This window comes from Paenibacillus sp. FSL H3-0469, assembly GCF_038051945.1.
In the GTDB taxonomy this organism is placed as follows: domain Bacteria; phylum Bacillota; class Bacilli; order Paenibacillales; family Paenibacillaceae; genus Paenibacillus_AQ.
The window spans coordinates 2130374-2150978 of sequence record NZ_CP150302.1; the positions used below are offsets into that span (position 1 = coordinate 2130374).

At 53.3% G+C, this 20605-nt stretch carries 13 protein-coding genes; 1 reads left to right on the plus strand and 12 read right to left on the minus strand.

The genetic code is table 11. The features are described 5' to 3' along the window. Positions 1-54: 54 nt before the first annotated feature. The 9 genes from NSS83_RS09420 to NSS83_RS09460 all read right to left on the minus strand — a co-directional run bounded on the left by NSS83_RS09420 (position 55) and on the right by NSS83_RS09460 (position 16549). On the minus strand, positions 55-3195 hold the full coding sequence (locus NSS83_RS09420) for an alpha-mannosidase (RefSeq protein ID WP_341348719.1): 3141 nt from the start codon (positions 3193-3195) through the stop codon (positions 55-57). Positions 3196-3212: 17 nt separating this feature from the next. Continuing rightward, positions 3213-5507 carry a glycoside hydrolase family 3 N-terminal domain-containing protein gene (locus tag NSS83_RS09425; protein ID WP_341348100.1) on the minus strand — a complete coding sequence of 765 codons (2295 nt, stop codon included), beginning with the start codon at positions 5505-5507 and terminating at the stop codon, positions 3213-3215. A gap of 246 nt (positions 5508-5753) precedes the next feature. Then, complete coding sequence (locus NSS83_RS09430) at positions 5754-6671, minus strand: carbohydrate ABC transporter permease (protein ID WP_341184689.1); 918 nt, start codon at positions 6669-6671, stop codon at positions 5754-5756. Between the two features lie 29 nt (positions 6672-6700). Continuing rightward, entirely contained in the window at positions 6701-7627 is a 927-nt protein-coding gene (locus NSS83_RS09435) for an ABC transporter permease subunit (protein ID WP_341184688.1), read from the minus strand. Between the two features lie 90 nt (positions 7628-7717). Next, positions 7718-9223 carry an ABC transporter substrate-binding protein gene (locus NSS83_RS09440; protein WP_341184687.1) on the minus strand — a complete coding sequence of 502 codons (1506 nt, stop codon included), beginning with the start codon at positions 9221-9223 and terminating at the stop codon, positions 7718-7720. 236 nt (positions 9224-9459) lie between these two features. Next, the gene (locus NSS83_RS09445) at positions 9460-10977 is read right to left on the minus strand and encodes a response regulator transcription factor (RefSeq protein ID WP_341184686.1); all 1518 of its coding nucleotides are present in this window, start codon (positions 10975-10977) and stop codon (positions 9460-9462) included. Next, entirely contained in the window at positions 10970-12796 is a 1827-nt protein-coding gene (locus tag NSS83_RS09450) for a sensor histidine kinase (RefSeq protein WP_341348101.1), read from the minus strand. The genes NSS83_RS09445 and NSS83_RS09450 overlap by 8 nt, the downstream gene beginning before the upstream one ends. A 142-nt stretch (positions 12797-12938) precedes the next feature. After that, positions 12939-15746, minus strand: a complete 2808-nt coding sequence (locus tag NSS83_RS09455) for a hypothetical protein (protein ID WP_341348102.1) — start codon at positions 15744-15746, stop codon at positions 12939-12941. A 377-nt stretch (positions 15747-16123) separates the two neighbouring features. Then, positions 16124-16549: a hypothetical protein gene (locus NSS83_RS09460; RefSeq protein WP_341184683.1), complete on the minus strand. Its 426-nt coding sequence runs from the start codon at positions 16547-16549 to the stop codon at positions 16124-16126. Between the two features lie 22 nt (positions 16550-16571). Here NSS83_RS09460 and NSS83_RS09465 point away from each other — a divergent pair, with 22 nt between their 5' ends. Continuing rightward, positions 16572-17120, plus strand: a complete 549-nt coding sequence (locus tag NSS83_RS09465; protein WP_341184682.1) for a hypothetical protein — start codon at positions 16572-16574, stop codon at positions 17118-17120. A 275-nt stretch (positions 17121-17395) separates the two neighbouring features. Here the strand turns inward: NSS83_RS09465 and NSS83_RS09470 are convergent, their stop codons facing one another. From NSS83_RS09470 to NSS83_RS09480, 3 genes are all read right to left on the minus strand, one after another. Then, a complete protein-coding gene (locus tag NSS83_RS09470) occupies positions 17396-17530 on the minus strand; it encodes a transposase (protein WP_341185244.1) in 135 nt (44 codons plus the stop codon). A 485-nt stretch (positions 17531-18015) separates the two neighbouring features. Beyond that, complete coding sequence (locus NSS83_RS09475) at positions 18016-19011, minus strand: glycoside hydrolase family 43 protein (RefSeq protein WP_341348103.1); 996 nt, start codon at positions 19009-19011, stop codon at positions 18016-18018. Continuing rightward, positions 19008-20531 (minus strand): glycoside hydrolase family 43 protein, encoded by a 1524-nt coding sequence (locus NSS83_RS09480; RefSeq protein WP_341348104.1) that lies wholly within the window; start codon positions 20529-20531, stop codon positions 19008-19010. Before NSS83_RS09480 ends, NSS83_RS09475 begins: the two co-directional genes overlap by 4 nt. Between the last annotated feature and the right edge of the window lie 74 nt (positions 20532-20605).

Below are 20605 nucleotides of genomic sequence, written 5' to 3' on the forward strand. Positions count from 1 at the left end.
GAGTGAGAGTTGAGATTGGCTTAATTGGACCTTACGCTCAGCCCCCATTTGTTTCTATTCAGCATGAATAATCTTAATCGTCTTTATCTCAAACGGATGGAAGTCTAGCGTCAGTACGCCGTCTTCATCCGGCAGCAGCTCGGTCTCTTCCTCTAGCGCATTGGACAGATAGATACCAGCGTGCGGCAGCGGCCAGCTGATCCGCACGGTCTCGCGTCCACCGGCGGATTCATACAGCCGCAGGATGCTGCCGCGTCCGTCTTCCGCCAGCTTGACGGTATCGAGCACCACTTGCTTCCCTTCATAAGGAAGGAAGGAGCCGGTCGACGGATGCTGCCCTGCACTTGCCTCGCAGCCTACCGCGTAGGATGCGTGATTCAGCTCAGCGGCCTTGCGCTGGGTATGGGCTGAACGCCAGTCTCCGGTATGCGGGTAGAGCGAATAGGTGAATTCATGCTCTCCCTGATCGGCCGAATGATCCGGCCAGCGCGGTGCGCGCAGCAGGGACAGACGGATGGTGCTGCCCTGCGTGTCATAGCCGTATTTACAGTCGTTCAGCAGGCTGACGCCATAATCATGCTCCGACACATCGGCATACCGGTGCCCGCAGACCTCGTACTGTGCCTGCTCCCAGCTGGTGTTGCGGTGCGTGGTCCGCTCCAGTGCGCCGAACGGAATCTCATACGTCGCCTTGCTGGTCACTACATCAATCGGGAAGCCAACCTTCAGCAGCTTGTGGGCTTCGTGCCACTGGACCTGTGTCTTGAAGTCGATCCGCTTGTCGGTGTGGTACAGGATCAGCTCCTGCTGGATTTCCGATTGGCCTAGACTCCAGCGGAAGAACAATACATCGCAGACAGGACCTGTGGACAGCAGCCGCTTCTCCAGCAGGACCGCCGCTCCGGCAGGTTGCTCCTCATAACGGCTGTCGATATCCCAGGCATCCCAGAGAATCGGACGGTCATGGAAGAAATGCAGCCGGTTCAGCGCTTCCCCGGACTTCACAATCTCGCGCCCGGCTTCCTTATCGTACAGGCTGATGATCTCGCCCAGCCCGTTGAACTGGAGCCGGTAATAGCCGGTCTCCCAGCGATTCTCGAATGCAGCTGCGGCTGCCGCAGAGATGGAGTTGTTGCCTGCATCCGATGCATCCGCCCCCTGCTTCTCTTCCCGCAGCCACACGGTTGCATACCCGAATGCCGGAACCTCCGGCACCCGTACACGAAGCACTGTTTGCTTTCCTGCTGTAGTCAGCTCTGCCGGAAGCTGTGTTCCGTTTCCGTCATAGACGGCCGGAGCAGTGAGCTTCAATCCGGCGGCAACCTCAAGCTCGGCTACCATATCCCGGGTCCAGCCCAGTCCGTTCAGGATGACATAAGGCTGCCCCTCTCCACGGGTATCAATATCCGATACAGCGGCCTCCATCACGGACTTCAGGCTGCTCTCCCCAAGGACGAAGATATTCTTGTATTCCTTGTCCGAAGTCTCATAGACCTCAGGAATCGACGAGCCGGGGATAATATCATGGAACTGGTTCAGTAGAATCATCTTCCAGCCTTCATGCAGGGCTTCCCCTACCTCTTCCCTCCGCTGCGGTGTCAGCCCGTGTCCAGCCAGCGTCTGCCATAGCTCAGCTTCCCGGTACAGAATCTCGGCCTTGCGGTTATTGCGCTTGTTCCGTGCATGGGTCGTATAGGTCCCCCGGTGCAGCTCAAGGTATAGATCGCCCTGCCAGACCGGCAGCTCAGGTGCAGCCTGCTCGATGCCTGCGAAGAAATCTGCCGCCGTGCTGTAGCTAGAGGCAGGTTGACCTACCATAAGCTCTGAACGCGACAGGTATTCCAGCATCTCCCGCGTCACGCCGCCGCCGCCGTCCCCGTGTCCGTAGAGCAGCATTTGTTCGCTGTGAACGGCTTTTTGGCGGTAGGATTGCCAGTGCTCATGGATATCCTTCGGCAGCGTATTCTCATTCACGCCATGGTTCATATAGGATAATAGCGCTGTCCCGTCGATTCCGACCCAGTGGAACAGATCATACGGGAACAGGTTCGTGTCATTCCATCCAAGCTTCGTGGTCATGAAGTAACGGACCTTGCCGTGCTTCAGGATCTGCGGCAGAGAGGCACAGTAGCCGAAGGTGTCCGGCAGCCATTCAATCTCGGATTGCTGGCCGAACTCCTCCTGGTAGAAGCGCTGTCCGTACAGCATCTGCCGCATCAGCGATTCCCCGCTCGGAATATTCAGATCGGGCTCTACCCACATGCCGCCGACCAGCTCCCACCGGCCTTCCTGAATCCGTGCCTTCACCTTCGCGTACAGCTCAGGATCATTGTCCTTCAGATAAGCGAACAGCTGCGGCTGGCTCTGGGCATAGCGGTATTCCGGGTACTCCTCCATCAGAGCATGTACCGTCGAGAAGGTCCGGCTGGTCTTGCGCACCGTCTCCCGGGTAGGCCATAACCAGGCAATGTCGATATGCGACTGCCCGATCATATGAATGAAGCCCTCGCTGTTGCCGCCGATGGCCTTCACTTTTGCCGCCAGCTCCTGCTCAATCGCCTCTATCCCCTTGCCAGCCTGCGAAACGTCAGTCCCCAAATTCACATAAGCATCCATCGCCTGATGCAGCGCCTCCAGCATGCGGATACGCCGGAAATCCTGCTCCGGCAACAGCAGCATCGAATCCCGGATGACGGTCACTGTGTACATCAGCGACTGTACAGGCAGATTCACTCTGACCAGCGCTGCGGTGATGGACCGGACCGGCGGCTGAATGACCGCCTGCTTATTCAGCGGATCATCCGGCTCAGGGATCGGATCATACAGCTCAATCTCAATCTCCGGGTGTCTGCCGCCCGTCTCCGGGTTTAGAGAAGCATAAGTATGATTGCGGTCAATCCCCTGCTGCGAGGCTCCGTTCACACGCAGCAGCCCTTCGCCGCCGGAGTGGAAGATCAGCCCGGTGTCCGCGTCGGTCCAGTCCGCCGGGATATCCAGGGTGGTGCGGAAGTAATAGGTGGTGCCTTGCACGCTCGGAAACAACCCGAACGATTCGCTGCCCGAATAAGGCTGTGCTTCGTCATAGTGGCCCGGCTGCCGGTAGATGGTGGAGAAGACCTGCCAGTCATCAAGCACCCGGTATTCCAGCCACTGCTGCTGTGAACATTCCCGAATGAACCGGTTTATGCGTTCGATGTTTATCTGCTCCATCTTTAGTCCTCCATGACCGCAAGATCAGTATCCAGCGTATCGTTCACATTCCTGCCGACACCGATGCGGAAGCTTCCCGGCTCGACCACCAGCTTGTAGTCCGTCCCGATATAGCTCAGATGCTCTGCATTCAGTGTGAAGCTCACCTTCTGCTTCTCTCCCGGCTCCAGTATGATTTTGCGGAAGCCCTTGAGTTCCTTGGCCGGTCTAGTCACCTTGCTGACCAGATCGGAAATATATAGCTGCACGACCTCCGCACCGCTGCGGGAGCCTGTATTCTCCACTTCCACTGTAACCTCAGCCGTTCCGTCAGTCCCGATCACCGCAGGCTCGACCTGTAGTCCGCTATAGCTGAATTCGGTGTAGCTGAGTCCGAAGCCAAACGGATAACGCGGCTGCGAATTCCCTTCCAGATAGCGTACTCCCCGGGAACGTTTGCCTAAGTAATACACTGGCAGTTGTCCTACATCCTCAGGGAGGGAGAGAGTCAGCCTGCCGGACGGATTGACATCGCCGAACAGAATATCTGCAATGGCGTGGCCGCCTTCCTGCCCTGGATACCAGGCTTCGAGAATGGCATCTGCCTGCTCATCGATCCAAGGTTCAGCAATGGGACGCCCGTTGATATACACGACGACTACCGGCTTACCGAGTGCCTTCAGCTCCTTCATCAGCTCCAGCTGAACACCGGACAGATGAAGCGACATGCGGTCGATGCCTTCACCGCAGTCCATATCGCTAAGCGCATTCTCCGTGACCTTCGAGGCTCCGGTCCGCAGATCGATGCTGCCTTCACCGAAGTCACGGGCGCTCGACCCGCCCAGGGCGAGCACAATGATATCCGCTTCGCTTGCTACCTTACGCGCCAGCTCGAAGCCCTCGGTAGAGCTGTCCTTGATCCGGCAGCCCGGCGCATAACCTACGCGCTCCGGCTGCCCGGCAAGCTTGGCGCGTATTCCGGCCAACACTGTAACCACACGGTCACGCGGCTGCGGAGAGGTGTAATCGCCAAGCTGATTGTAGCCGATATCCGCGTTCGGCCCGATAACCGCAACCCTCCCCTTGTCCTTAGACAGCGGAAGCACCCCGTTATTCTTCAGCAGCACAATTCCCTCTGCCGCCACGCTGCGCGCCAGCCCGGCGTGCTCTGCACTGCCGATTACCTGCTCTGCCACATCGGGATCGGCATACGGCTGTTCAAACAGGCCCAGCCGCAACTTCAGCTCCAGCACACGCGCCGCCGCCTGATCCACCAGCTTCTCATCGAGCCGCCCGGAGCGCAGCGCCGCAAGCAGATATCCGCCGAACATAACGCCGGACATCTCCATATCAATCCCGGCGGAGAGCGCCTGCACCGCTGCATCCTCCCCGCTGTCTGCCGTATCATGGCCCGAGGCCAGCATATCGATCGCACCGCAATCGGTAATGACCATGCCGCCAAAGCCCCACTCGCCGCGCAGAATATCCTCCAGCAGCTCCTGATTGGTGGTGCAAGGCACGCCGTCAATCTCGTTATAGGCTGGCATAATGGAGACCGCTCCCGCTTCCACCGCTTTGCGGAACGGGTACATATCGACTTCCAGCAGCTCGCGCTTGCCGATATGCGCCGGACCGGCATTCCGGCCGCCCTCTGAGCTGCCATAGGCTACGAAGTGCTTGAGGGTTGCGCCCACACTGGACGCGCTGTCCAGCCGGTCGCCCTGTAGTCCTTCTACAGAAGCTACGGCATATTCGCCGATGAGATACGGGTCTTCCCCGAAGCATTCCTCGGTCCGGCCCCAGCGCGGATCACGTACCACATCCAGCACAGGGGAATAGGTCACGGCTCCGCCCTGCGCCCGGGTCTCACGCGCTACTGCCCGGGACATCTCCCGGTAGAGGTCCACATTCCAGGTGCTGCCGATCAGCAGCGGAACCGGGAATACCGTGGCCCCGATGGCCATGTGTCCATGCGAGCATTCCTCACCGATCAGGAGAGGAATACCAAGTCTCGAATGCTCCAGCGCATAACGCTGAATCGAATTCACAGCCTCTGCTCCGGCCCGTGCATCCAGCCCGCTCTCCAGCGTAACTCCTGTCCAGGGATCGGCCCGCAGGGTTCCGTATAATGCGCCGACGCCGCCTTCGCGGATCTGGCGCTTGAAATCTTCGGTCAGTTCTATTGTTCCATCTGTATGATTATAGGTCTGCCATCCGAACAGCTGCACCAGCTGGCCGACCTTCTCTTCCGGCGTCATCAACCCGAGCAGATGCTCTGTCCGCTCCTTGACGGGCTGTGTACGGTCTCTATATAACATCCTGGCTCCACCCTCTCTCCCTTTGTTCTCTATAAAATACATTTAAGATTTCGATTCAAAGTATGGTCGTCACTGCGGTGAACATTTGGACTTTCGGTCGCTGTTGTCCCCAGATTTCTTGATTTAAACCGCTGTTCGCGGTGGAAATCCGGTGACAAAGGCGAACGCTACCGCTCCTACAGTTCCAAATTTCCCCTCCGCTCCTTCTTACTTTTCATTAATATCTTTAAAAATTTATATAGAAGCCTACTCCTTAACCGCACCCACAGTAAGACCCTGAATGAAGTAACGCTGGAAGAACGGATACGCGAAGATAATCGGACCGGTTGCCAGCACCACCATCGCCATACGCGAGGTATCCTGCGGCATGGAGCGGAGCGCCTCCAGACTCAGCGAGCTGTTCTGGGAATTCTGCAGAATGAACTGCATACTGGTCTCGATCCGCATCAGCATCGACTGCAGCGGCACCAGATTCGGATTGTCAATATAGAGCAGCGCGTTGAACCAGTCATTCCAGTACCCCAGGGTGCTGAACAGACCAATCGTAGCGAGACCCGGCAAGGACAGCGGCAGCACAATGCCGAGGAAGGTGCGGAACTCTCCGGCGCCGTCGATTTTGGCCGATTCGATCAGCGCATCCGGCACACTGGTAATATAAAAGGTACGCAGAATCATAATGTAAAAAGCATTCACCGCCAGCGGCAGCACCAGCGCCCAAATGCTGTCCTTCAGGCCCAGCATCTGTGTTACCACAATATAGGTCGGAACCAGCCCGCCGTTAAACAGCATGGTGAAAAAGGAAAAAAACGCGAAGAAATTGCGGTATTTGAAGCTTTTACGTGAAATGGCATAGGCATAAAGTGAAATAATAAGCAGGCTGACAATCGTACCGATGACGGTTACAGCAATCGTCACCCCGTAGGAACGGAGCAGCGTGTCCCCTGAGCTAAATACATATTTGTAGGCTTCCAGACTCCATTTGGCCGGGATTAACCGATATCCGTCCCGCGCCAGCGCCCCTTCGTCCGTGAACGAGATGAGGACAACGAACAGGAACGGGAAGATACACAGGATGGCAAAGCCTCCGGCGATACAGTTGAAGATGGTATTGAGCACCGGCGACAGCCGATGGAAATCGCGCGATTTCGCAGCGTTAGCAGACATTTGGATGACCTCACTTTCCTTCTTTTTCCCTAGAATAATGCACTGTCCTTATCGAATTTGCGCACGATGTAATTGGAGGTTAGAACCAGCACGAACCCGACCACTGATTGATACAAGCCCGCAGCCGTACTCATTCCGATCTCGCCGGTAGTCTTGAGTCCACGGTATACATACGTATCGATAACGTTGGTCACGCTGTAGAGCGTCCCCGAATCTCTCGGCACCTGATAGAACAGCCCGAAGTCCGCATAGAAAATCTTCCCGATCGCAAGCAGCGTCATGATGATAATGATCGGCTTCAGCATCGGCAGCGTGATACTGCGGATCTGCTGGAGCTTGCTGGCCCCGTCGATCATCGCCGCTTCGTAGAGGGACTTGTCGATACCCATAATCGCGGCTAGATAGACCACGCTGTTATAGCCGACGGCCTTCCATAGGAATACGAATATAATAATGAACGGCCAGTATTTCGATTCCGAGTACCAGGAGATATTACTGCCGAACATGGAGTTAAGCAGGCCACGCTCCGAGCTCAGGAAGCTGAACGCAAAGTATCCCACAACTACCCACGACAGAAAATACGGCAGGAACATGCCTGTCTGATAGAATTTGGCCAGTTTCTTATTGGCAATCTCGGACAGCACCACCGCCAACAGCACTGACAGAATCAGGCCCAGGCCGATGAAGGCTATGTTATATAAAAGAGTATTACGTGTGATCAGATAGGCATCATTAGTGCTGAACAGAAACTTGAAATTATCCCAGCCGACCCACTTGCTGTTGATGATGCTGGCCCAGAAGCCATCCCGGCTGAACCGGTACTGCTTAAACGCAATGACCGTACCCACCATCGGCAGGTAAGAGAAGAATAAAAACCACAGTGTGCCCGGCAGAACCATAAACAGCAGCACTTTATTTCTCAATATATCCTTGGCGGACTTTCCTATTTTCCCCATACTTCTAGTTCCTCCTATGCCGGAAAATTCTTATATTTACAAAAAAGATCGGGCCAAGTCTAATCACCCGCCCGATCCTCTAATAGAATGCTACTTATTATTCGCTGCTTTCCAGGCGTCGATCTGTGATTGAGCTTCGGCAATGATTTTATCCAGACCGGCAGCCTTCAATTTCTCGTTAGCCTTGGTCAGGTACTCTTCCGAATCTACAGATCCGGTCATCAGCGGTGCCCAGAATTCTTCCTTCACGTTCTGAACAGCAGCGATTTCATTCGTTACCTTGGAGGTATCGAAGTTGAAGCCGAGCAGCGGTGCGTTGATACCGGCATCATTAAATTTCTTGAATTCTTCCCATTTGTTCTCAGGGTCGCCTTCATTCAGATAGTTGATCATGATGTTACCCAGGGAGAAGGTAGGCATATCGTAGTTCTTCGCATCCGGGAGGTTCTTGATCATGTTGTCGCTGATCTTCTCGTAATGCACGCCTTCGATCCCGGAGTCAATCATGTTGCGCAGCTTAGGATCCGTGTTAAGCAGGTTCAGGAATTCCATCGCTTTCTCAGGATACGCGGAGTTAGCAGAAATCGCCTGCATGGAGCCCATTACGGACCAGTTGTAGATATAAGGCTGACTGGCTGGTGTGGACACGACTGGATACCCGTAGCTTGCGGACCACAGATTGTCGGCCATCGGCTGGGTGGATGCACGGTCAGTGAACCATTTGCCGGCTTTGTACAAGTCATCTACCGATGAGGTAGTCGCAACTTCAGGGGAGATGTAACCTGCCTGATAGAATTTGCGGACGGTCTTAAGCGCTTCCTTGATCTCTGGAGTTTCCAGGATGTTGACCACTTTGTAGTCCTTGGTGTCCAGATAGACAGCCATCGGCATCTTCTCAATCACATAGTCAAAAGGCATAATCGGCATGAAGTCCTTGACCATTGCGTAAGGAGTGACTCCAGGCTCGTTTTCCTTGATGGTTTTGAGCAGCGGCTCCAGATCCGCCATCGTCTTCACGCTGGTCATATCCAGCTTGTATTTGTCGAGCAGCTCTTTGTTGAAGCGGAAGACCTCTTGAGCCGGAAGCTCTTTGTTCGCAGGAATCGCATAGTTGTGGCCGTCTACCTTGGAGCCTTCCAGGAAGGCCGGATCAATTGTATCCACAATGCCCTTGCCCTGATTCTTCAGCAGATCATCGATCTGCAGGAAGGCACCCTTACGTGCATTCTGCACATAATCGAAGGCCCAGGAGGAGGTGAACAGGATATCCATCGGCTCACCGGAAGCCGCCATAACCTGCATTTTTTGCGTATAGTCCCCGAAGTCGAGCATTTTGATATCCAGTGTTGCGTTGATTTTCTCTAGTGTGTATTTATTGACTTCTGTGAGCACCTTGTCCATATCTTTCTGCGGCGGCCCGATTGTGTACCAGATCAGTTCTACTGGCTTTTCGGTAGCCTCCGAGGCTTTGTTGCCGCCTGAAGCTGCTTCTCCGCCTGCATTGTTCTTACTGTTTCCCCCGCACGCCGTTAGCGCCAGTGAAACGGTTAAAAGCGTTGTCAACAACAAGGAGAAGTGTTTCTTTTTCTTACTCATTTGCCGTACCCCCTTTTAATTAGCTGTCTGGTCTTTCAGGCTTACCGGATCTTTCCGGCTGCTGCTTTCCTTGAGCTATACCTTAACTTTATAAGATGAAAGCAGTTTCAAATAGAAGAGAAACTATAGTTTTTCAGGTATGAAATAAAGAAAATAAGCTTACCTGTAAAGGCAGGTTATTGATCTTTTACAAGGGCTGTAATGTTCTGGTCCCGTGATGCGCAGGGAGGACTGCCTCACAGCAGCCCCTTGAATTCCGTCGGCGAGATGCCTACATATTTCTTAAATTGCTTGTAGAAATATCCCATTTCCCAGTATCCCACATTCCTTGCGATTTCATGCACCTTCAGATTCGTTGAGCGGAGCTGCTCCTTGGCCTTATCGATCCGGTAGCGGTTCATATACTCGGCAAACGATTCGCCGGTCGTCTTGTGAAACAGCTGTCCCAGATACACCGGATGAATGTTGAACATGAAGCCCAGCTTCTTCAGCGACAGATCCTCACTGTACGATTTCGCGATATAATTCAGCACCTGGTTCACCACCGGACTCTTCAGCTCCCGGTCCAGCAGCCCGATGATGCCTGCCGAGGTCTGGCGGAGCGCAGCAGACAGAGCAGGCAGCGAATTCGCCCGGCGGATCGCCGTCAAGCCCTCGGCAATACACTCCCGCTCCGTCTCACTGCGGATATCCTTGATCAGTACCCGGAAGAACAGAATCCATTCCAGCGAGATCTCCTCCAGCATCGCTGGTGTTAACCCGTCCATACTTGGGGCTGCAAAATATAGCTCCAGCTGCTCCGACAGCCCCGCCACATTCTTGGACATAATGAGCTTAGCGTAATCGCTCCAGTCTGCGGGCAGGACCGACCCCAGATCCTCTTTCCGGTCCCTCAGCTGCTCATAATAGATACTGCTGCGCTCCGGGTGAATCTCCAGGAACTCCTGTGCCTGCTTCGCCTGCTCATAGCTTGCGGGAGCGGCGTCCACCCCGTACACAGGCGAGCCCACTGCCGACCGCAGCTTCTCACCGCCGGTGCATAAGCCGTTAATCTCCTCCAGCATGAACGCCATCTCCGCCGCACCGGCGGAGGCTTCTTCATAGTTATGTATCAGCACCAGATCATTGTCGGAATCCCAGAACATGAAGAACGAAGCCTCTGCGCCGATGCGGTCGGCCACCCTCTTCCTGAAGTCCTCCGTTGCAGACTCTACCTGCAGGAGCGCAACCTGCACATAACGGCTGCTGAGCGGCAGACCGATCAGATTCAGCCGTTCGGAGCGCTCCTGCGGATCAATCTGCCCCCGCAGCCAGCGCAGCAGCACATTATCCTTCAGCACGGAATTCGTATATTCCCACCACTGCATATCCTGCCTGGAGACATTCAGCTTCTCCACAATCGTCTCCAGCGTCTGCTGGAATTCCTCCAGATTAATCGGCTTCAGCAGATAATTCTCGATTCCGAGCGACAGGCCTTCCTTCACATACATGAATTCATCGAAGCCGCTCAGCACCACCACCTTCATGTCCGGGCGAAATTCCCGGACGGCGCGGATCAGCTCAAGACCGGTCATCACCGGCATGGAGATATCGGTAATCAGAATATCGGCGGGATTCTCCCGCAGCTGCCCCAGTGCCTCCTGCCCGTTCTCGGCCTGCCCAACAATCGTGAGGCCCAGTTCCTCCCAATTGAGAATATCCTGCAATCCGCTCAGAATGAACGGCTCATCATCCACAATAAACACCTTATACATCTGCGTTCTCCTCCTTCAGCGGGTATGGAAAAGTAATCGTAACCTCTGTTCCGCTGCCTTCCTCACTCTCCAGCTCTACGCCGTAGGGCTTGCCGTACATCAGTCTCAGCCGCTCATGAATACTGCGCAGCCCGAACGACTCGGACCCGGACATTTCGCCGTGATCCTCCAGCACCTCACGGAGCCGGGCCAGCCGCTCCTCTGCAATCCCCTTGCCGTTATCCGTAACCTTGACCCGGATATTCTCCGGCTCCGCTGTGATCACAATACGGATCACATTATCAGTCTGCCCTGTCCGCATGCCGTGCAGAACATAGTTTTCAATGACCGGCTGCAGCGACATTTTGAGTACAGGAAGCTCTTCCAGCTCCGGGCTGCATTCGATGGTATACGCGAATCGGTCCTTGTACCGGATACGGAATAATTCCAAATACAGGCGGCAGGCCTCCAGCTCATCCTTGAACGTATATTTCAGCTTCGGACGGACGTACGATTTGAACAGCATGGACAGGCTGTAGATCATTTCCCCCACATCCTTCGCCCCGCTCGAAATCGCCCGCATCCGGATAACTTCTAATGTATTATACAGAAAATGCGGATTCACCCTGGCTTCCAGCGTAGCGATCTCCGTATGCTTCTGCTTGATTTCCGCCTTATAGACCTGGTCGATATATTGGTTCAGTTCATCCAGCATGCTGTTGAAGCTCTTGGCAATCTGCCCTAACTCATCTTCCTTGCCGTCCACAATCCGGGTGTTCAGATCCCCGTTCTTGACTTTGCGTGTGAAGCGGATAATGCGGTGGGTCCGTTTGGCAAAATTAGAAATGAACATCGCCGGCAGCAGCACGGCAAACAGAATACAGACGAGTGCGATGGACACAATGGTGCTCCGCGCACTGCTGTAGGTCTCGGCCAGCTCCTTCTTCGAGATCAGGCTGACCACCGTATACCCCGCCTGACTCTGCGTCTGGCTGGTGACAACCATTCCATCCACGGTAACCTCCTCGCCGGCGTTCATTCCCTGCAGCTTCGGCAGCTTCCGGCCATATCCCTTCCCTGAGGAATCGAAGATGACTTCATTCTGGGCCGAGAGCACGAGGAGGTCGCCTTTGAAGTCCTGCTTATAATTATTCATGGCCTGCCAGATGGCCTCGGAATCGAAGTAGACCAGCAGCTGGCCGATATTGAGCAGCGAGGACTTATTATTGATGGGTATTTTCACAGAGAACAGCGGGGCTGCCGGCATCCCTATGCTTTTCAGCACCCAGATATTCGGAACAGAGACGACACTCTCCTCACCCAGCACCATCGAATCGGGGACAAAAGAATGCGCCGCATTGGTCGAGATCCGCTCGAACTGCCGGCGGTTGTCGTAATAATACATCACCTGCTGGTTGGCGCTGTACAGGATCAGGCCGCGGATGTCGGGATCATCGTCAATCTTGTTCTGGAAATACTGGATGGCGTTCGAAGCGGACTGTTCCCCCAGCAGAAAACGGTCCAGCCGGTGCTCAATATAATCGCTTAAGGGATTCTCCAGCAGGAAGGTCGTGTTACTGGCCAGACTCGCGTCCCTGTACACATCACGGAGCATATCCTGAACAGATTGATATTTGTTCTCCACATAATTGCTGACGCTCTCCATGCTCTTGCGCTGGATATCCATCTGGCGCTGCACTGCCGAATCCGAGATTAGCATCAGCACCAGAATGGAGAAGGCGATAATGGTGGCTATGAAGATACAGGACACGATCAGCGTGAAGCGCAGGAACATATTGTCTTTAAAATACTTGCGGTACAGCGAAAGGCTTCGCATCATTCACCTCCTAACATACTTGATAGCCCTGCAGGCACGGCTAGCCGGTATACACAAGAAGCGCTCCCCCCTGCTAATTTTGCCAGAGGGTGAGCGCTTTGTGTATGTTGTGCAGAATGGGCGGTACTTATTCCCTACCCGCGCCTTACGGCGTTGGTTGGCCTTTAAGGTATACAGGCTGCGACTTGTTGCCGCTGTAATCCTCCATGACCACGGTAACTGTTGCTGCGGTAGAGGTGAAGCTTAGCGCAGCTTTGGTTGTGCGGCCGCGGATAATCATCGGCTTCATGCCCGCAGCACCGGACAGATAGGTGACCGGGAACGACCGGTTCTGGCCGTCTTCATTAATGTACATATACCGCCAGTCCCGGGTGCTTGGCATCGGCAGGTTCAGCGTATTGCCGTTCCAGGACCAGTTCTCTGCATAAGGCTCGGACACCTTATCGGTGAACGTTCCGTTATAGGTTATTTTATCGGTATTTCCGGCTTGAACGGTAACCGTATACTCATCTCCGTTAACGGGCATATCCTGGAACAGCGCTGAGGTTGCCCCCTGCGGCACAGTCAATTCCTTAGATACCGGCTGCGGCGTGGTAGTCCAGTTCACCGACTTCACCGTAACCTTGATACTGCCCTGAGCGGCGGCGGGATTCGTCCACTTCACCAGGAAGTCCCCATTCGCAGCGGATTCGGCGGTCACCTTGGATACCGCAGCATTCAGATCGAAGGACAGCGTGGCCGCATCGCCCTCCAGCCCGTCTGCACCTACTGCCGCCACCTTCAGCACGCCGGATTTGGCCGGAAGCTTCTTGATATAGAAGGTCTCATCATATTTCCCGCCCACATAGATATCATTCACGTAGACATTGTACTGCTTCACCTTGGAATAATCGGTGTCCATGCTCCACTTCACGATCATCTCATCCGTGCCCGGCAGCGCCTGGGCAATGGAGAGACCGGCAGGAGCCGATGGTCTTACCGCCGAGCCGTCATGAATCCGCAGCTGGCCGATGTTCATCTGGTAATTGGCTGCTGTAGTGGCTCCAGGGGCGAACACCAACCCGAAAGCCGCGATCTCCCGTCCGGCATAAGCGCCCAGATTAAGCTCGGCTGTGGTCCAGCCCGTGGTATGCTTCCCGCTATTCGCAACAGGAATCTTCACAACCTGGGAAGGCTGGTCACGGAAGATGAGGCCCGCACTCAGGACAGAGCCATCATCGGCAGACGGCTTATTGTATACGATGGACAGCTTGGAACCAGCCTTAACGGCAAGATCGCTCTTGTAGAGACGCAGGAAGTTCTCGCTGTTCAGATTCCCGCTCACTGCCAGCGAGCTGCCGCCGTTGTAACCGCCAAGCTGCTGGTAGTTCATGCGCGAATTGGCGGTCTGGTCATAATCCGGACCATAATCGAAGTCCACCTTCAGGCGGTTGCCTGTGGTGTCCTGCCACCATTGCCAGGTGACCGGAACATCCTGAAGGCTCATATTGGACCACTCCGCTGCACTGGATACCGCTCCATCCTTGTAATAGGAGAGGCCGTGGCCGGTATTGAAGCTGGTATAGAAGTTAGAATCCTTCACCACCGAGCGCTCAGCAATGACCGAAGCGATCCCCGGCCAGTAGCGGGTATCAGCATATACGTCAGCTGCCGTATTGGAGGAGGATACCGCTGTGTTCTTCGGATTCACCTGCGGCCCTGACCACCATAGCTGCTCGCGCAGGTTCGTCATCCATTGGTAGCTGTTATCCGTGCGCTTCGAGACCGGCCAGGACTGATTCATATCCTCATCCAGACCAGCATGGACAAAATCCGCGCCCAGTGTCGCCAGGCTGGTCCGTGGAATTCCCCCGGACAGCTTGCTGCTCAGCGCTGAGCCCTGCACGCTTTTGAAGCGGTCGCGTCCGGCTTCAAGGCCCGCGAAGCCGGTCTCAAACAGATTGTAGCTCGTCCCTTGAGCTGTGTTGAAGCTATTCAAGTAATTCGCTGCTGAGGTAATCTGCGAGCTGCCCATGCCATAATCGAAGAAAAACGAATTCGAGACCGGCTTGTGGGCCGCTTTATCGTAGAGCATGGAGATATTATTGTTATTGAAGGTTCTGGCAAAGACATTGGCTCCTGTTGCGGTATTCAGAGAATCATACCACTGCACGTACAGCCCGCCATCCTGCAGCGCTTTCATAAAAGCAATATAATCAGGAAGATCCGCTGGCGCCACATTCGGATTCTGCTCCTCCTGATTCAGGAAATACCCGTCATACCCGAAGTATTCGGCCATTTCAATCATTTTCTCAGCCACCGGGAACTTGCCGTTCGCGTCCTTCACTATCATCTGCTTATATGTCTGCTGCCCGCGGTCATTGTTCGAGAAGAACACCCCGGCCAGTGACAGTACCCCATTCTTATGCGCGGCATCGGTATAGGCCGGATTGGGAATATTCAGCATACCGAACTCGAACCATTTCTGCTGCCAGTCGGACTGGGCCAGATCGTCGTAATATTCCGGCGGTGTATATGCCGTTGCTGTTCCATGCCAGTAGGAATAATAGTCAATGTACTGCCAGAAGTTGAAGTGATACTGGGCGAACTTGTTGGTGTACGGGGCATTCTCGATAAAAGCATTGCCATAATCGCCCGCAACATTCATCATCTGCACCGCCGGATTCAGCGCCGGATTGGCCTGAGTCTGCTGGAAAGGTGCAATCCGCTGCTGTAAGGGAACCCGGGAGCGCAGCAACGCCGCGTCCTGATCTCTCTGCGGACTCCAGTCTGCAATGTGCTGGCTGGTATAGCCGTGTACGCTGGGCTGATTCGCACCGTGTGCGCTTTCGCCTTTGAACGGCCAGGTGTCTCCGGCCATGGCTGTCTGCGGCAGCAGGGTCACCAGCAGCGCTGTGCCTAATACCGCTGAAGTCAGTTTACGAATTCTGTGTGTCCGGGATGTAGCTACCATTGTTCACTCTCCTCATTCTTCAGATTGATGAGAACGCATTCATAATAACCGGCTTCTTGCTCAACGAAAGGGTCACACTAACTACTCACCACTAACCAATTCACAATAAATTCCAGTTTACTCCTATTTATTGTTCATCCAACCTTACTATATAGCAGCTCTTCCCTGCTCTAATAGAAGCCAAATTAAAGATTTGCTGGTCAAATTAAAGGAAAAGTAGGGTGAATCGAACTGCAAATGATTAGTTCGTTTTTTAATGCCTGAAAACTTTAAATTGCAAAAAAATAGAGACAAAGTGACTTCCTTATACTAAAAAGCAGTTATACAACCTACTTTTTCACTAAAGGAAGATCTCAATTGTCTCATGTATTTCAAACTCATTTTTCTTCATTTTCAGTAATATATAATAACCATTTATCAATATGGTCTTTTAAATAAAAGTGCTTTCCATTTAATTCTCCATAAGGAATGAATTTAAACCTGTCATAAAAAGATAACTTACTTTTCGCCTCATTTTCTTGATTAATGATTTTTTTTAGATCATCATTCGTTATTCGCAGATACGCTGCAAGTTCATCATCATTCATTACATTTTTATTACCATCGTATAAACTCCTGGTCTCTCCAGAAACCGATGTAGGTCTCCATCCATCTGCAAGTATGTAAGCACCAACTATCAATGATAAGCCGATTATAAAAGCACTTACGATATAACCAAGGTTACTTTTCAAATAATACACCTCCTCACCATTTGTTACTGCAGATAGTTTTCCAGACATTGAGAATAGATCAACAATTTTCAAAAAATATGAACCTGTTGTAGATTTGAATACAAGAATAGAATTTGTAGATCCTACCCTTTCTCAATCAAATGGTTCTGCAACTAATAGGGCAGGTGATAGAAGGGTCTATGTTAGTAGCTCAATTGGCATTGGCTCCTCTCAAATCACTGGTTATGATGTTGGTCCTATACATAAGCAGACATTTTTACTTAGTGTACTGAAAGGAAAGGTTTTACAAATGTCCTCTTCTAAATCCGTAAGTGGTACATTATCTATAAGCGGAACGTATAATCAAAACGTTCTAAATCTAATAAAGACAACCTTTACGGGTTCTGCTAGTGGAACTGTTTCTAAAACATGGAGCACTACTGAAACTTGGTCTGGTCCACCTGAAAGCAGTTCTTATACTACTCGCAATTACTACGGTGCTATCAACTATGACCAATACAATTCTACATGTGTTCAATACGATTTTTATGACGTCTATTTAGGCAATACTTACCTTGGTAGAGAAACAGAAACAAAGTACTATTATGTAAATGGTTTCAAGGTTCCTAAGCCAATAGAATATGTTGTTGATACTAATTATTAATAGAAAGACTAAAGAGGCTATCTCATAAGTAGACTTCTACAAAAGAAAATAGCTCATACTATTCAAGTAGTAGTAAACAATCAGCAGGGCATCTATTCTCTCGTTATTAGAGAATAGATGCCCTTCGTTTTTAGTCATTACGGCTAGCTTTAGTACATTACGGGCAAGTGAACGCCAACATGCCATCCACAAAGTAATGTTTCAGAGATACGCATTTTTCGTCAGCCTGACTGAAGTACGGCAGTAAATAGCGTTTCGATGAAACTTCTCATCTGTTAGGAACGGAACCGATTAAGGGGGCGGAAGTCGGGATGTTGCCATCCAACCAGCCACATGAATGGGATGTTCTCTCGCACGGCTTTAGTGATTTGACAGGAGGAACTGATTCGCAGAGTATAAGCGTAAATCATGACTTTAGTAAGCAACTAAACTTGGTTAAAAAAGAATTTAGATCCAATTCCCGCTTAAACAGTGGAGAGAACGGGCTGATTGCCGCACGCCTCCGCTGCCGCCATTGTGTTCACTTTTCCGCATACATCCGGCCCACACGCCCCGCGCCAGCACATTGTAATCGGTTTTCCGACTACATTCAGCCCACATACTCTGCATCTGCCAAATGTAATCGGTTTTCCGATTACATTTGGCCCACACACCCTGCGCCAGCACATTGTAATCGGTTTTCCGATTACATTCAGCCCACATACTCTGCATCTGCAAAATGTAGTCGGTTTTCCGATTACATTCAGCCCGTGCGCCCCGCGCCTGCACATTGTAATCGGTTTTCCGATTACATCCGCCCCACCCGCACCCTTGCTACGCCAAGAGGCAGCCCCGCAAGGAGCTGCCTCTTGTTTGTCTCATATGTTACTTACCTTCATTACATATTTCCGCCAGCTTACTCCGCATCCGGATAAGGGTTGATACTCTGGATCGTGCCGTCTTCGTTGTACTTCAGCTCGGTGTACTTCACGCAGCGCTTGTGATTGACGCCTTCGGACAGGGAGCTGTCGTGATAGAACAGATACCACTTGTCTTCCACTTGTACAATGGAGTGGTGAGTCGTCCAACCGATAACCGGAGAGAGAATCTCGCCCTTGAACGTGAACGGTCCCATCGGGCTCTTGCCGATCGCATACACGAGCTTATGCGTGGTTCCTGTGGAGTAGGACAGGTAGTAATCGCCGTTATATTTGTGCATCCATGGGCCTTCAAAATATCTGCGTTCCTCATCCCCGGCCAGAATCGGGTTCCCGTCTTCATCAACAATCGAGATCTCGGCAGGCTTGCCCTGGAAGGACAGCATATCATCGCTAAGCAGCGCAACTTGCGGCCCAAGCGCCGGCTGGTCGGCAGCCGGTCCTTCTGCATCGGCTACGAAGCTGCCGGTCTGCCACTTCTCCAGCTGGCCGCCCCAGAGCCCGCCGAAGTAGACATACGCCTGATTGTCGTCATCCACCAGCACGGCCGGGTCAATACTGAAGCTGCCTTCCATATAATTCGGCTGCGGAGTGAACGGGCCTGCCGGAGACTCCGACGTTGCCACACCCAGGCGGAAGATTCCTTCATGGTCACGGGCCGGGAAGAATAGATAGTAGGTGTTATTCTTGTACGCTGCGTCTGGTGCCCAGAGCTGCTTGGAAGCCCATGGAATATCTCTCACATGCAGCGCTTCGCCGTGATCGACCACCGGGGAATCGAAGCTGTCCATCGAGAGAACATGGTAATCTTCCATTTTATACTGGTCGCCGTTATCATTGCTCGGCTCGTCATGATCCAGATCGTGGGAAGGATAGATATAGATTTTGCCTTCATAGACATGGGCGGACGGGTCCGCTGTATAGATGTGAGTTACGATCGGTTGATTAGGCTTAGGGGGTTGTTGCTGATTCATAAGGCATCTCCTTTGATATTGGAATAATAGAATCCTTCATAATAAGCAGGGCTGGCATTCTCTGTGCCGTTGCCCGAGGCATGTACGCCCAGGCAGACACCGGTGAAGCCGCCGTTGACCTCCGGGGACAGGACCGATACATGAACCGTCTCCGGCACTTCATGCCAGGACACGCCATCTGCCGAATAGGAGCAGTGGTAGTGATGACCGTCGCAGCGGAGGCGAAGCTGAACGGCACCTTGACCGCTTACCTCGTACTGGTGAATCTGCCGCTCCTCACCGTTCTTGACTACAAGCTCCATCACCCGGCGGCCGCTGCGGCAAGTAAGTCCCCAGAAAAGATATCCACGGTTGTTAAGCCGCGCAGCCAGCCCGGCATGCTCGCCTTCGGTCACCGGCGTGAAGTCAAGGCTGACGCCGGTCTCCATCCGGTGATGCTGCTGGCGGAGGCACGCGAACACGGCCGGCGCTTCATCGTCCAGCGTGTAAGCATTCCCACGCACGGTGAGACTGCCTTCGCGCTCGGTCCAGGAATAACGCTCCGCTTCATAGTCGCGGAGGAAGGTCCACTCCGGCCCGAAGCCGTCCCCTGGCGTAAAGCGCAGCACCCGGTCCTCCAGGCTGGACTCGTCCGCAGCTATAACGGTGCCTTCATTATTGTCAATCATCGGCCAGCCGTCCTCCGTCCAGGTGACCGGAGCCAGGAAGGTCTCCCGGCCCAGCGGGGAATACTGGCCTTCCACCGGGCGCATGCCCAGGAAGACCGCCCACCACTGACCGGACGTATCCTCCACCAGATCGGCATGTCCAAGGCATTGGACCGGGTGGTCCTTCAGTCCCCGGTGGGTCAGGATCGGTTCCGGCTTGTCCTCGAACGGGCCGTAAGGGCTGCTGCTGCGGGCAATAATCTCCCGGTGATCGCCCGCCGTGCCGCCGGAGGCGGTCATCAGGTAGTAGATGCCCTTGATCTTGTACAGATGCGGACCTTCGACCCACGGGCCGTCATCTCCGCTCCAGATGTTAACCGGCTCCGACAGCACTTCGCCGGACAGCGGATCAATCTCATACTGGATAATGTGCGATTCATAGCCTGCCCCGTTCTGCACCGTGACATAGGCGCGCCCGTCATCATCGAAGAACAGGGATGGATCAATGCCCCCGTGCGGCAGCAGAATCGGATCAGACCAGGGGCCCTCAGGCTTGTCCGCAGTCACATAGAAATTGCCGATGCCTCTGACATCGGTTGTAATCATGTAGAATCGCCCGTCATGATAGCGGATGGTGGCAGCGTAGATCCCCGACGAGCTCTTGGTGGTCCGCAGGTCCAGCTGGGACTGGCGGGTCAGCACATGCCCTATCGGGGTCCAGTCGATCAGATCCCTGCTATGGAAGATAGGCACACCCGGAAAATATTCAAAGGTACTGTTAATCAGATAAAAATCTTCATTCACACGGACCACACTGGGGTCCGGATAATACCCGGCAATCACGGGATTCCGCACATTCATGGAATGCATCATACCCTCCTCTGGAATGAAAGCAAGCGTTTACAATCGCTAGTGTTATTGTACAAGCCCGGATTAAGCTTTCCTAT

Coding starts and splice junctions, on each gene's coding strand:
- NSS83_RS09425 (WP_341348100.1), bottom strand. CDS start 5,507: ATGTTATATAGAGACCGTACACAGCCCGTCAAGGAGCGGACAGAGCAT.
- NSS83_RS09430 (WP_341184689.1), bottom strand. CDS start 6,671: ATGTCTGCTAACGCTGCGAAATCGCGCGATTTCCATCGGCTGTCGCCG.
- NSS83_RS09435 (WP_341184688.1), bottom strand. CDS start 7,627: ATGGGGAAAATAGGAAAGTCCGCCAAGGATATATTGAGAAATAAAGTG.
- NSS83_RS09440 (WP_341184687.1), bottom strand. CDS start 9,223: ATGAGTAAGAAAAAGAAACACTTCTCCTTGTTGTTGACAACGCTTTTA.
- NSS83_RS09445 (WP_341184686.1), bottom strand. CDS start 10,977: ATGTATAAGGTGTTTATTGTGGATGATGAGCCGTTCATTCTGAGCGGA.
- NSS83_RS09450 (WP_341348101.1), bottom strand. CDS start 12,796: ATGATGCGAAGCCTTTCGCTGTACCGCAAGTATTTTAAAGACAATATG.
- NSS83_RS09455 (WP_341348102.1), bottom strand. CDS start 15,746: ATGGTAGCTACATCCCGGACACACAGAATTCGTAAACTGACTTCAGCG.
- NSS83_RS09470 (WP_341185244.1), bottom strand. CDS start 17,530: ATGATTTACGCTTATACTCTGCGAATCAGTTCCTCCTGTCAAATCACT.
- NSS83_RS09475 (WP_341348103.1), bottom strand. CDS start 19,011: ATGAATCAGCAACAACCCCCTAAGCCTAATCAACCGATCGTAACTCAC.
- NSS83_RS09480 (WP_341348104.1), bottom strand. CDS start 20,531: ATGATGCATTCCATGAATGTGCGGAATCCCGTGATTGCCGGGTATTAT.